Origin of the sequence: Vibrio sp. SCSIO 43135 (genome assembly GCF_023716665.1) — a bacterium.
Lineage (GTDB): Bacteria > Pseudomonadota > Gammaproteobacteria > Enterobacterales > Vibrionaceae > Vibrio > Vibrio paucivorans.
In genome coordinates this window covers 352,279-365,586 of the sequence record NZ_CP071859.1, presented here as the reverse complement: position 1 = coordinate 365,586, position 13,308 = coordinate 352,279, and the positions used below count along the sequence as shown (strand labels likewise).

Annotated in this window: 9 protein-coding genes, 4 tRNA genes and 1 riboswitch; of the genes, 10 read left to right on the top strand and 3 right to left on the bottom strand. The window is 45.2% G+C overall.

Annotation, left to right across the window (positions count from 1 at the left end; translation table 11 throughout):
• The first annotated feature begins 136 nt into the window (after positions 1 to 136).
• Positions 137 to 2,959: an excinuclease ABC subunit UvrA gene (gene uvrA, locus J4N42_RS01790; RefSeq protein WP_252029275.1), complete on the top strand. Its 2,823-nt coding sequence runs from the start codon at positions 137 to 139 to the stop codon at positions 2,957 to 2,959.
• A gap of 66 nt (positions 2,960 to 3,025) precedes the next feature.
• On the top strand, positions 3,026 to 4,813 hold the full coding sequence (locus tag J4N42_RS01785; protein WP_286036658.1) for a PglL family O-oligosaccharyltransferase: 1,788 nt from the start codon (positions 3,026 to 3,028) through the stop codon (positions 4,811 to 4,813).
• 61 nt (positions 4,814 to 4,874) lie between these two features.
• Here J4N42_RS01785 and J4N42_RS01780 read toward each other — a convergent pair whose 3' ends face one another.
• Positions 4,875 to 5,999 carry a pyridoxal-phosphate-dependent aminotransferase family protein gene (locus J4N42_RS01780; RefSeq protein WP_252029274.1) on the bottom strand — a complete coding sequence of 375 codons (1,125 nt, stop codon included), beginning with the start codon at positions 5,997 to 5,999 and terminating at the stop codon, positions 4,875 to 4,877.
• A 175-nt stretch (positions 6,000 to 6,174) separates the two neighbouring features.
• Positions 6,175 to 6,351, top strand: a riboswitch (Lysine riboswitch).
• Between the two features lie 116 nt (positions 6,352 to 6,467).
• Here J4N42_RS01780 and lysC point away from each other — a divergent pair.
• Positions 6,468 to 7,820 carry a lysine-sensitive aspartokinase 3 gene (lysC, locus tag J4N42_RS01775; RefSeq protein ID WP_503033775.1) on the top strand — a complete coding sequence of 451 codons (1,353 nt, stop codon included), beginning with the start codon at positions 6,468 to 6,470 and terminating at the stop codon, positions 7,818 to 7,820.
• 90 nt (positions 7,821 to 7,910) lie between these two features.
• On the opposite strand, the gene glsB is transcribed toward lysC, so the two are convergent.
• Both glsB and trmB read right to left on the bottom strand, forming a co-directional pair.
• Complete coding sequence (gene glsB / locus J4N42_RS01770) at positions 7,911 to 8,831, bottom strand: glutaminase B (protein ID WP_252029272.1); 921 nt, start codon at positions 8,829 to 8,831, stop codon at positions 7,911 to 7,913.
• Positions 8,832 to 8,942: 111 nt separating this feature from the next.
• The gene (gene trmB, locus J4N42_RS01765; RefSeq protein ID WP_252029270.1) at positions 8,943 to 9,662 is read right to left on the bottom strand and encodes a tRNA (guanosine(46)-N7)-methyltransferase TrmB; all 720 of its coding nucleotides are present in this window, start codon (positions 9,660 to 9,662) and stop codon (positions 8,943 to 8,945) included.
• Positions 9,663 to 9,833: 171 nt separating this feature from the next.
• On the opposite strand from trmB, the gene mutY reads away from it, so the two are divergent.
• The 7 genes from mutY to J4N42_RS01730 all read left to right on the top strand — a co-directional run bounded on the left by mutY (position 9,834) and on the right by J4N42_RS01730 (position 12,954).
• Positions 9,834 to 10,886, top strand: coding sequence for an A/G-specific adenine glycosylase (gene mutY / locus J4N42_RS01760; protein WP_252029268.1), 1,053 nt, complete (start codon positions 9,834 to 9,836; stop codon positions 10,884 to 10,886).
• A gap of 18 nt (positions 10,887 to 10,904) precedes the next feature.
• Entirely contained in the window at positions 10,905 to 11,180 is a 276-nt protein-coding gene (locus J4N42_RS01755; protein ID WP_252029266.1) for an oxidative damage protection protein, read from the top strand.
• A gap of 136 nt (positions 11,181 to 11,316) precedes the next feature.
• Positions 11,317 to 12,453 carry a membrane-bound lytic murein transglycosylase MltC gene (gene mltC, locus J4N42_RS01750; RefSeq protein ID WP_252029264.1) on the top strand — a complete coding sequence of 379 codons (1,137 nt, stop codon included), beginning with the start codon at positions 11,317 to 11,319 and terminating at the stop codon, positions 12,451 to 12,453.
• A 103-nt stretch (positions 12,454 to 12,556) separates the two neighbouring features.
• Positions 12,557 to 12,632, top strand: a tRNA-Phe gene (locus J4N42_RS01745).
• Positions 12,633 to 12,682: 50 nt separating this feature from the next.
• Positions 12,683 to 12,758: transfer RNA gene (locus J4N42_RS01740), tRNA-Thr, on the top strand.
• A gap of 7 nt (positions 12,759 to 12,765) precedes the next feature.
• Positions 12,766 to 12,841 (top strand) — tRNA-Phe (locus J4N42_RS01735).
• A gap of 37 nt (positions 12,842 to 12,878) precedes the next feature.
• A tRNA-Asn gene (locus J4N42_RS01730) sits at positions 12,879 to 12,954 on the top strand.
• Positions 12,955 to 13,308: the final 354 nt, after the last annotated feature.

The window sequence follows — 13,308 nt, the reverse complement described above, 5'->3', positions numbered from 1 at the left end:
CTCTCGCCTAATATCTTCATACGAAAGCTGCTCTCGAGCAGCTTTTATTTTACTGTTTTTTTATCCAGTATTTTCTTTGCACAATTCTCACACTATGTAATACTTGGCACACTTGCGATTACATAGAGCAGAGAAGATGGATAAAATAGAAGTACGCGGTGCCCGCACTCACAATCTTAAAGACATTAACCTAACTATTCCTCGCGACAAACTCATTGTCGTCACTGGATTATCCGGCTCTGGTAAATCTTCTCTGGCTTTCGACACTTTATATGCAGAAGGGCAACGTCGTTACGTCGAGTCACTGTCAGCTTATGCTCGTCAATTCTTATCGCTAATGGAAAAGCCTGATGTCGATCATATTGAAGGACTTTCCCCAGCAATCTCTATCGAGCAAAAATCAACATCGCACAACCCACGCTCTACTGTTGGTACTATCACTGAAGTCTATGACTACCTGCGTTTACTTTACGCAAGAGTCGGTGAGCCTCGCTGTCCAGAACACAAAACACCACTGGCAGCGCAAACTATCAGCCAAATGGTCGATAAAGTTTTGGAGCTACCAGAAGGTTCGAAACTGATGCTACTGGCGCCTATCGTCAAAGAGCGTAAAGGTGAACACGTTAAAACTCTAGAGAACCTTGCAGCGCAAGGCTTTATCCGAGCTCGTATCGATGGAGAAACCTGTGATCTTTCCGATCCGCCGACCTTAGAGCTACACAAAAAACACACCATAGAAGTCGTGGTTGATCGATTTAAAGTGCGTAGTGATCTACAGCAGCGTCTAGCCGAATCGTTTGAGACAACATTGGAACTGTCTGGTGGTATTGCAGTGGTGTCACCAATGGATGGTGATGGCGAAGAAATTGTTTTCTCTGCCAATTTCGCCTGTCCACACTGTGGCTACAGTATGCAAGAGTTAGAGCCACGCTTATTCTCATTTAATAATCCTGCGGGAGCATGTGGTACATGTGATGGGTTGGGCGTGCAACAATACTTCGACCCTGACCGGGTTATTCAAGACGAAAAGCTCAGCTTAGCCGAAGGAGCTATTCGAGGCTGGGACCAGAAAAGCTATTACTATTTCCAAATGCTGACCTCATTGGCTAAGCACTACGACTTTGATCTCAATACGCCATTCAATAAGCTGCCTAAAAAGACACGAGATATCATCTTAAAAGGCTCAGGGCGAACCGAAGTAGAATTCCAATACATCAATGACCGAGGTGATATTCGCGTAAAGCGCCATCCATTTGAAGGGATTTTGAATACTCTAGAAAGGCGCTACCGAGATACTGAATCCAACGCGGTACGAGAAGATTTAGTTAAATACATCTCAACAAAATCTTGTTCCAGCTGTTCAGGCACTCGCCTGCGCCTTGAAGCACGAAATGTCTTTATCGGTGACACCACACTGCCGGAGATCGTTGAACTCAGCATTGCTGATGCTCTAGCTTTTTTCCAGTCTCTAAAGTTGGATGGTCAGCGCGGTCAAATTGCCGAGAAGGTAATGAAGGAAATCAACGACAGGCTAAATTTCTTAGTCAATGTTGGTTTGAACTACCTAAATTTATCGCGTAGTGCAGAAACATTATCAGGCGGTGAAGCGCAAAGGATTCGTCTTGCTAGCCAAATTGGTGCAGGCTTAGTCGGCGTTATGTATGTCCTTGATGAGCCTTCAATAGGACTTCATCAACGTGATAACGAGCGCCTACTAAAAACCCTTACCCATCTTCGCGATTTGGGAAACACCGTATTGGTTGTCGAGCATGATGAAGACGCTATTCGATGCGCTGATCATGTGATTGATATTGGCCCAGGAGCAGGTGTGCACGGCGGTAATGTTGTAGCAGAAGGTACCATGGATGAAATCATCGCTAATCCGAACTCTTTAACCGGGCAATATTTAAGCGGTGCCAAAGAAATTTCAGTGCCCGCTGAACGCACTCCAATGGATGCAAAAAAAACCGTTGAACTGGTAGGCGCAACAGGAAACAACTTAAAAGATGTCACCCTTTCTCTGCCAGTTGGTTTGTTCAGCTGTATTACCGGCGTTTCGGGCTCAGGGAAATCGACGCTGATCAACGATACCTTCTTTAAGATTGCTCATACCCAACTCAACGGAGCAACAACAGCAGTCCCTGCCCCATACAAGAAAATAAAAGGGCTAGAACACTTCGATAAGGTGATCGACATTGATCAAAGCCCAATTGGCCGTACTCCACGCTCCAACCCAGCAACTTACACGGGCATCTTTACACCAATCCGAGAGCTGTTTGCCGGTACTCAAGAATCTCGCTCACGCGGCTATAAACCAGGTCGATTTAGCTTCAACGTTCGTGGAGGACGATGTGAAGCGTGTCAGGGTGATGGTGTAATTAAAGTCGAAATGCACTTCCTTCCTGACGTGTATGTACCTTGTGATATCTGTAAAGGTAAACGCTATAACCGCGAAACACTTGAAGTTCGATACAAAGGTAAAACGATCGATGAAGTCTTAGAGATGACCGTCGAAGATGCTCACGATTTCTTTGCGCCAGTTCCTGTCATTGCTAGAAAACTCAAGACCTTAGTTGATGTTGGTTTGTCGTATATTCGACTGGGTCAAGCAGCTACCACACTTTCTGGTGGTGAAGCCCAGCGAGTCAAATTGGCAAGAGAGTTGTCAAAACGTGATACAGGGAAAACGCTTTATATCCTGGATGAGCCTACTACCGGCCTGCACTTCCACGATATTCAACAACTACTGACCGTACTGCATCGCCTACGAGACCATGGCAACACTGTGGTCGTCATTGAGCATAACCTCGATGTGATCAAAACAGCAGATTGGATAGTCGATTTGGGGCCAGAAGGCGGACAAGGTGGTGGCGAAATCATTGCTCAAGGTACCCCAGAAGATGTTGCTCAGGTCGAGGGATCTCACACGGCACGCTTCCTTAAGCCTATGTTAAAATAGTAAAAAGCGTTAAAATGAAGAAACCAGCATCCATTGCTGGTTTCTTTTTATAATGAAGTGAGAGCGATGGCGACATTACATGTAAGCGGTACTCAACTAGAACCCAAGGCCCCTGAAGTTCCAATGAACAAGCCATTTATGGCGTCTTTGGCTGTTATCTTTTTAGCTGCCATGCACTTCTTTATGCCTAATCCCGGAGGCTCTGGCTTAGCACTTTCATTCAACGCTGCCGTTTGGTTGTTCTTTAGTGTTTCTCTGTCTGTTGGCCTTTATCAATTCGCAAACAACCAAGCATTGCGCTACTCCAAACTCACCATTGGTTTACTGATTAGCTGTTTGCTCATGACGCTACCGTTGATTTACCTCAATGTCGGCCAACACCTACCACTTGGCCGATTAGTCGGTTTGTGGGCTGGATTTACTTTCTTTGTTGTATTGCAGCAATTTCAGTTCAGTAATAAACACAAACAACGCTTGTTGTGGTTCATAGTACTTGCTGTTGCTATCGAAGCACTGATTGGCTACTTCCAGTATTTTTTCCTTCAGCCTGGCAATATGTTTGGATACGACGCCATAAAAAACCGCCCCTACGGCATTTTTCAGCAACCCAATGTCATGGCAAGTTTTCTAGCTACAGGTTTGGTCGTATCTGGATATTTACTTGCCAGACAACCAAACAAATATAACCAATTTAGTGATGTTACTGTTCTCTACATTATGCCGTTGCTAACCGTCCCTCTGTTGGTTGCGCTTGGTTCTAGAACGGGCTGGTTGGCGGCGATAGTAGGAACAGGGCTGCTGCTACCCTATCTGTTTAAGTTTTCAACCAAAAAGCGCTTCTGGGGATGGACATTATCAGCGGTGGCTGGAGTCCTTTTGGGATTTTTAGCTGTTTCAGCCCAAGATGGAGCAGGCCTAGTATCCAGCAAAGTGGATCTAGACAGCCCTCGTCGTTATACCTTTCCACAAACTCTGGATATGGTGATAGAGAAACCATTTACTGGTTATGGCTACGGTAACTTCGAATCAGAATATGTGCTTTATACCGCTCGTCAGCATCAATTAAATAGTGATTACAAACCTGCGCTTCCAGCGATGGATCACCCACATAATGAGTTACTTTTTTGGGCTGTTGAAGGAGGGCTGATTCCTGTACTTGGCATTTTACTGGCTGCTGGTCTGGTACTTGCCCGAATCTACTATGCTAAAAAGGGAACACGATTGGCGATGTTCTCGCTGTTTGTTCCAATAGTACTGCACTCTCAACTCGAGTACCCATTTTATCATTCGGCTATTCATTGGCTGATTTTCATTATTTTGCTTTTCTGGGTAGACCAGCGCGTAGCTAACTATAAGCAAGTAAAGTTCAGCCGATTTAGCAAAAGCGCACTTAGAGTGACAACACTTATCCTGCCACTATTGACTGCGTTTTACATGTTGAGTGCTTTGCACACCAATTACATTCTCACCAAGTTTGAAAAGTCTCGTCCTAAAAACCCTGATATTTTAAATCAAGTCACCAACCCAGTGGTTTGGAAAGATAGGTTTGACTGGGATGTCTACAGCACGTACCTAAATATAGGGCTGTACAAAGGCGATCCTCAGTTGATCATCCCTTATATCAACTGGTCACTTGAAATAATTAAGCATAAGCCGCGCCCAGCGTTCTACAGCAATTTGATCCTCGCTTATCAAGGGTTAGGGGATGACAGCCGCGCTCAGCAAATTAAAGCCGAGGCTGAGTTCTTATTCCCTGATACAGACTTTTCCAAACTAAACTACGTGCTACCTTCGAAGGCTAAGTCAGCCCCCAAGGAAACGCATGCAGCGAAAAGCACTGGGAAAAAAGAATAAAATGAAAAAGGGCGATGAACTATATAAAGTAAATCGCCCTTTTGATTGGCTAGCTATTGCTCTATTGCTCGCTGAGTGACTCTTCAAGTGCTCGTAAACACAAAGACACATTTTCATTGCGGGCGCCATAACCCATTAAACCAATTCTCCATGCCTTGCCAGCAAGCGCGCCAAGTCCCGCACCGATTTCAAGGTTGTAGTTTTCAAGTAAATCTGCGCGAACCTTAGCTTCATCGATACCTTCAGGAATATAGATCGCATTCAGTTGCGGTAAGCGACTGCCTTCTTGAACAACAAACTTGAAGCCCATTTTTTCGAGCCCAGCTTTCAACTTATCGTGCATAGCTTGGTGTCTCGCCCACGCATTCTCTAGCCCTTCATTGTGCAGAATCACTAGAGACTCATGCAATGCATATAAACTATTCACAGGAGCTGTGTGGTGGTAGCTACGTTTGCCCTCCCCACTCCAATACCCTAATACTAAACTTTGATCCAAGAACCAGCTTTGTACCGGTGTCGTTCTAGACTGGATTTTCTCTATCGCTTTAGCAGAGAAAGTCACTGGCGATAAGCCTGGAACACACGATAAACACTTTTGACTGCCCGAGTAGACAGCGTCGAGCTGCCACTCATCCACTTTGAGTGGAACTCCTCCCAATGACGTTACCGCATCAACAATGGTTAGCACGTCGTGCTGCTTGGCTAATGCGCCGAGCGCTTGTGCATCAGAAAGCGCACCTGTCGAGGTTTCTGCATGCACAAATGCCAATATCTTAGTATCAGGGTTGTCATTCAGTGCCTGTTTGACTTTATCCACACTAACAGGAGCACCCCATTCGTCATCAACCATCACCGCTTCACCACCAGCGCGCACCACATTCTCACGCATACGTTCACCAAATACACCATTACGACAAACAATGACCTTGTCGCCAGGCTCAATCAAGTTAACGAAACACGCTTCCATACCAGCACTACCCGGCGCAGACACAGCGATAGTAAAATCATTATCCGTTTGGAAGGCATACTTTAGTAGCTGTTTGAGTTCATCCATCATTTGGATAAACAGCGGGTCTAGATGCCCGACTGTCGGTCTGCTTAGCGCTTGTAGAACCTGAGGTGAAATATCTGAAGGCCCCGGCCCCATTAAAATACGGTGTGGGGGAATAAAACTTTGAATCGACATAAGGGCTCCTTGCATACAATGGTGTAAACAACCACATTAATCGAGAATCAACCCAACGGCAATTCGACTCTAGTCTTGAGGTCAAACCAGTGTCACAAATTTGTTAACAAAATCTTTCACTCCTCGCCAATAAACGATTGACAAAGATCGCACAAACACGTTCAATGAACGAGCTTTATGCAGAAGAGGAGCACTGCCCAGGCAGGTGTTTTGTGGAGCCACAACTCCAATACAAAACATTGATGGGGAGCCGTGCCGAGACAATTCTAAGTTGCGGATTAGAATCGTCGGTTAAGAGGGCTGAATCCCCTTAACTGTCGCTAGCCCTGTCTAGTGAAGAGCTTCTGAGGTTTCAAATTCAAATCTAATACCTCTCTTTTTGCTCTAATACTCTCTTCAACATCGGACGTTAGGTTATCTGTTTATAACCAACTGTAATTATTTTTAGGAAGTCGTGGGAGAAATGCTGTGAGCGCATTCAATGTCGCCAAATTTGGTGGAACCAGTGTAGCCAACTTTGAAGCAATGAGCCGTTGTGCCTCTATTATTGAGAATAATCCAAACACTAAGCTTGTGGTCAGCAGTGCCTGCTCAGGGGTAACAAATCTACTGGTCGAGCTCGCTAATGGAGTTCAAGATCAGGGTAAGCGCCAACAAGTGCTCGAAAAGATCAATGCAATTCATGAAGATGTACTTGCGCAGCTAAAAGAGCCACAAGAAACAAAGCAACAAGTACAAAGTATTTTGGACAGCGTGGCTAGCGCAGCTGAAGCTGCGTCATTCCAATCCAGCAAAAAGCTGACCGATCACTTAGTTGCCTGTGGTGAGTTGATGTCGACTTACTTGCTGACTCAATTAATGAAGGAAAGGGGCATTAACGCGGTACGCTTTGATATTCGAGATGTGTTAAGAACAGATGGCAATTTCGGCAAGGCAGAGCCTCAATTAGCCGATATCTTTGCTTTGGCACAGGAAAAACTCGTCCCGCTTTGCCAAAACTATGTCGTTATTACACAAGGGTTTATCGGCAGTGACAACGAAGGTAACACAACAACCCTAGGCCGAGGTGGTAGTGACTACAGTGCGGCGCTGATAGCAGAGTCAGTACAAGCTGCAGGGCTAGAGATCTGGACAGATGTACCAGGTATTTATACGACTGACCCACGCATTGCACCGAAAGCCTCACCAATCCCCGAGATAAGCTTTAGTGAAGCTTCTGAAATGGCTAACTTCGGTGCTAAGATCTTGCACCCTTCTACGCTCGTTCCAGCTCTTCGCCATGACATCCCTGTGTTTGTCGGTTCTTCAAAAGAACCAGAGAAAGGTGGCACTTGGATTCGTCATCAAGTCGAAAGCTCACCACTATTTAGAGCCCTTGCGCTTCGCTGTAACCAAACAATGGTAACGCTGCGCAGTGCAAACATGTTCCATGCGTACGGCTTCCTAGCCAAAGTGTTTGAAATCCTAGCCAAACATAAAATCTCGGTCGATTTGATCACCACTTCTGAAATCAGTGTGTCACTCACGTTAGATCAAACTGACACATCTGGTGGCGCACCAGAGCTTCCAGAAGCAGTACGAAAAGAGCTAGAAGAACTATGTAAAGTCGATGTTGAACATAACCTTTGCTTGGTGGCTCTTATCGGTAACAACATGAGTGAAAGCAAAGGATACGCAAAACAAGTCTTCGGAACGCTAGAAGACTTCAATTTACGCATGATCTGTTACGGTGCTAGCCCGCATAACTTATGTTTTTTACTCGATGAGTCAGAGTCAAAAGCAGCAATTCAGAAGCTGCACTTGGAATTGTTCGAGCAATAGCCTCATCTCGATAGTAACTAAACTAAAAAGAGCAGCCTTTCGCTGCTCTTTTCGTTTCACAATCTGCCCTTATTAACAGGAACAAGCACGCTAGAAAATCGAACGGCCAATTCGCTCTGCAAGTAATTCTAACGCTCTTGTACCCGCTAACGAGTTACCCGAAGGGTCGAGCTCTGGAGACCAAACCGCTATGGTCATTTCTCCTGGTACGACAGCGATAATTCCGCCACCTACACCCGATTTCCCCGGCATTCCGACTCGATACGCAAACTCACCAGCTCCATCATAGAGCCCACACGTTGCGAGCAAAGCATTAAGTTGCTTGGTTTGAGTTGGAGTAATGATTTGCTTGCCTGTTTGAACTGATGTGCCCTTGTTGGCTAGGTAGCTAAAAGTCTTAGCGAGGTCAACACAGCTCATCTTCAATGCACAGGCATGGAAATAATTATTCAGCACAGGGATCACATCGTTGCTAAAGTTGCCAAATGAACGCATTAGATAGGCGATCGCCGCATTTCTATCACTATGTAACATTTCTGAAGCCGCAACGATTTTATCATAAGTGATATGGGTATCACCGGACAGCTGGCGCACAAACTCAAGTAGTCGCTGCCTAGGCGCAGATAAGCGGCTGTGCAGTAAATCTGCGACTACAATCGCCCCTGCATTAATGAATGGGTTGCGCGGTATCCCCTGCTCCATCTCTAGCTGGATCATCGAGTTAAACGCTTGACCAGAAGGCTCTTTGCCCACTCTTTGCCAAATCTCTTCAGGTTTGTATAGCACCATCGCAAGCGTAAGGCTTAATGCTTTAGAAATCGATTGGATAGAAAAGGCTTCGTCCGCATCACCAGCTTTAATCACCTCACCTTGATTGGTATAAACAGCAATAGCCAGTTTTTGATTTGATACTTTCGCCAGAGCCGGAATATAGTCGGCTACTTTACCTTGACCAATAAGCGGTCGTACTTCTTGTAGGATTTCAGTCAATATTGCGGGTGTCGGTTTCATCTTTGACCTGTCATTTTATTATTATCGGTATCTACTGCCCTAAAGGGCAAAAAAGCCAACATTAGCAAATGTCGGCTTTCAAAACTAATCAAGATATCAGTGCTTTTTAGCTTACGCGGTACGCTTATATTTGATATCCCACACACCGTGGCCCAGGCGGTGTCCACGTGCTTCAAATTTAGTCAGTGGACGCTCTTCTGGGCGAGGAATAAAGTCACCGTCTTGCGCGATGTTTTCGAAGCCTGGTGCTGAGTTCATCACCTCAATCATATGCTCCGCATAGTTTTCCCAATCAGTCGCCATGTGGAAAATACCTGTTTCCATAATCAGCTTCTGGCGCACCATCTCTGCAAATTCGGCTTTCACAATGCGACGTTTATGATGGCGCGCTTTATGCCAAGGATCTGGGAAGAAAAGCTGTAATGTATGTAAGCTGTTATCTGGGATCATGTGCTCAAACACTTCGACTGCATCGTGGCACATTACGCGAAGGTTTGTAACACCAGCATCGCGAGCTGAAGCTAGGCAAGCGCCAACACCAGGGCTATGTACCTCAATACCAAGGAAGTTTTTCTCTGGGGCATTCTTTGCCATTTCGACTAGAGAAGCACCCATACCAAAGCCAATTTCAAGTACCACAGGGTTATCGTTGCCGAATACCTGTTGCCAATCCAAACGTTGTGGTTGGTAATCAATACCCATTGTTGGCCAACATTCATTCATCGCATTTTCTTGGCCTTTAGTTAAACGACCTTCGCGACGAACAAAGCTACGTATTTTACGTACCAGTTTGCCGTCTTCTGTGTATTCATTAGTGGTTACTTCACTCATTGCTCTGCCTGTATAAATTTTGCACTTGCCTCAAAGGGCTTGTGATTATCCAAAGAATCGCCTTGGGTGCAAGTTTTATCTACCCAAATCCCACACAATTTGTCTGTTTTACATCCAGCGCTAAGTGTGGTGCAATTTTGCCCCAAATTATAATAGATATTAGAGTAAGTCGTGACCCCTTTTGCACAGGCCATATTACAGTGGTATGACGCCTACGGACGTAAAGACCTTCCGTGGCAACAAAATAAAACAGCCTACAGTGTTTGGCTGTCTGAGATCATGTTGCAACAAACTCAAGTTGCCACCGTCATACCCTACTACCAGCGTTTCCTTGAACGCTTTCCAACCGTCATCGATCTGGCTAACGCGCATCAAGACGAAGTTCTTCATCTATGGACTGGGCTCGGCTATTACGCTAGAGCACGCAACCTGCATAAAGCAGCACAAATTGTCGCGGCAGAATATAATGGCGAGTTTCCTACCGACTTAGAGCAAATGAATGCCCTACCAGGGATAGGCCGTTCGACAGCGGCTGCGGTCTTATCATCTGTGTATAAAAAACCTCACGCAATTCTAGACGGGAATGTTAAACGCACCTTGGCTCGCAGCTTTGCTGTGGCTGGTTGGCCGGGACAAAAGAAAGTCGAGAACGCACTTTGGGAAATTGCCGATCAGCATACTCCACAGATTGATACCGATAAGTATAACCAAGCCATGATGGATATGGGTGCCATGGTGTGTACACGAAGCAATCCTAAGTGCTCGCTTTGCCCTGTAGAAAGCTTCTGCGTAGCCAAAAAGCAGGGTAACCCTCTTGATTACCCAGGCAAAAAGCCAAAGAAAGACAAGCCCGTAAAACAAGCTTGGTTTGCCATGTTGCATCACAACAACCAAGTCTGGCTCGAACAACGCCCACAAAGCGGCATTTGGGGTGGACTATTTTGCTTCCCTGAGACTGCAAATGCCGATATTCAGCCGCTGTTAGATAACCGCAATGTCAATGACGACTCCATTATCAAACAAACGCAGCTTATTGCGTTCCGCCACACATTCAGCCATTACCACCTAGATATCACGCCAATTTTGGTGGATGTATCAAAGCAGCCAGACATGATAATGGAAGGTTCTAAAGGTCTTTGGTATAACTTATCCCAACCTGAAGAGATCGGTTTAGCCGCACCAGTAAAACAGCTGCTGGAAAGCCTACCGTTTGAACTTCAATAGTCATTATGAGGAAACATTATGAGCCGCACCGTATTTTGTGCTCGACTTCAGAAAGATGCTGAAGGTCTAGATTTTCAACTTTACCCTGGCGAACTAGGCAAGCGCATCTTTGATAACATTTCTAAAGAAGCTTGGGGGCTTTGGCAAAGTAAGCAAACTATGCTTATTAACGAAAAGAAACTCAACATGATGGACCCAGAGCACCGTAAGCTACTCGAAGCGGAAATGGTTAACTTCCTATTCGAAGGGAAAGACGTCCACATTGAAGGCTATACGCCACCAAGTGAGAAGTAACCACCGCATCCGTTAATCGAATGACATCATAGCCTGCTGTGATGTCATTTTGTTTTATCCGCTCCTCTCCAATTTGTCATCGAAAAAGATGACATTGAAATTAAGCGACATTGCAAAAACGTAATAATAGGACCCTATGAAAAAGCTAGCGTATTTTTTAACGACACTACTGCTTGTTGGCTGCAGCCGAGAATTCGTTGAAAGTATCTACGACGTCAATTATGAGCCCACCAACCGTTTTGCAAACAACCTTGCCGAGTTGCCCGGCCAATTTGCCAAAGACACGGCAGCGCTTGACGCTCTCATCAGTAGCTTCTCCGGCAACATTGAAAAGCGTTGGGGTAGCCGAGAAATCAAAGTCGCTGGTAAAAGTAACTACGTAAAGTATATCGACAACTATCTCAGTCGTGCGGAAGTTAACTTCTCTAGTGGTAAGATCACAATCGAAACAGTCTCGCCAACTGAGCCGAAAAAGCACCTAAAAAACGCGATCGTCACGACTTTGCTTACTCCTGACGATCCTGCAAGTGTCGACCTATTTTCTTCTAAGGACATCACTCTTGAAGGTCAACCGTTCCTTTATGAGCAAGTCGTAGACCAGGATAAGAAGCCCATTCAATGGTCGTGGCGCGCAAGTCGCTACGCGGATTACTTGATCGAACACCAACTGAAAGTCAAAGAGGTCGATTTCAAAAAAGCCTACTACGTTGAAATCACTATGGTGGAAGAACAAGCTGAGATTCGAAGTTATAAGTACGCAGATATTGTTCGAAGAGCATCGAAACGCTACGACATCCCAGAAGATCTCATCTACGCGATCATAAAAACCGAAAGTAGTTTTAACCCGTATGCGGTTAGTTGGGCCAATGCTTACGGGCTGATGCAAGTTGTACCGAAAACAGCTGGTCGTGACGTATTTAAATTGGTGAAAAAGAAGCCTGGAGACCCGACACCGGAATATTTGTTTAACCCAGAAAACAACATTGATACCGGCACTGCCTATTTCTACATCTTGAAGAACCGCTATCTAAAAGACGTGAATCACCCTCTTTCGCTCGAGTACAGTATGATTTCTGCCTACAACGGTGGCACTGGCGGAGTTCTAAACACCTTTGATCGCAATAGCCGCTCGCGGGCAATGAACAACCTCAATTCTTTACAGCCAAATCAAGTTTATTGGGCTCTGACTAAAAAACACTCAAATGCAGAAGCCAGGCGATACTTAGAAAAAGTGACCAAATTTAAGAAAGATTTTAATGCGGGTAAAAGCTAACGGGCAATATTGTCTAAATTCGCAGCAGTTAACCACTTTTTTGAATTTTTTTCTAAAAACAAGTTGACGCGGAGGCGGAAAATCCGTTTAATAGCGCTCCGTCGCCCGGATAGCTCAGTCGGTAGAGCAGAGGATTGAAAATCCTCGTGTCGGTGGTTCGATTCCGCCTCCGGGCACCACAATTTATTTGTTGGTGTCTAATGACAACAACAAGCAAAGAATAAAGTGTGCCGACTTAGCTCAGTAGGTAGAGCAACTGACTTGTAATCAGTAGGTCACCAGTTCGATTCCGGTAGTCGGCACCATTCTTTTGCCTCGATAGCTCAGTCGGTAGAGCAGAGGATTGAAAATCCTCGTGTCGGTGGTTCGATTCCGCCTCGAGGCACCATTATTTGGTGCTTATCTCGAAGAGATACACAAATAATTCCCCCTTAGTTCAGTTGGTAGAACGGCGGACTGTTAATCCGTATGTCGCAGGTTCGAGTCCCGCAGGGGGAGCCATATTTAAGAAGCCAAGTCGAAAGACTTGGCTTTTTTCGTTTTAACTACAACAGTTCTGTACCCAGTACGTACCTTCACCCTAGTCAGCAATATTACGATCTGTCAGGGAATCACTTTTAAAAACTAAACCGAAAAATTTGGCCTTTGCATATTTGATGGCCGCATATGTCATTCCACTCTCGACAAGACATCGAATACGACTTTCTGAACGGTAACTTCTCCCCAGCCCCACACACCTGTTATTCACCTAATCCCTTATTGAATCAGCGTTCATCGCTCTTATTTTCATCCAACACAGCAAATAAAAACTTTTTTTACGCTAAAAATTTAATCCTCATCATACTTTCATCTCAT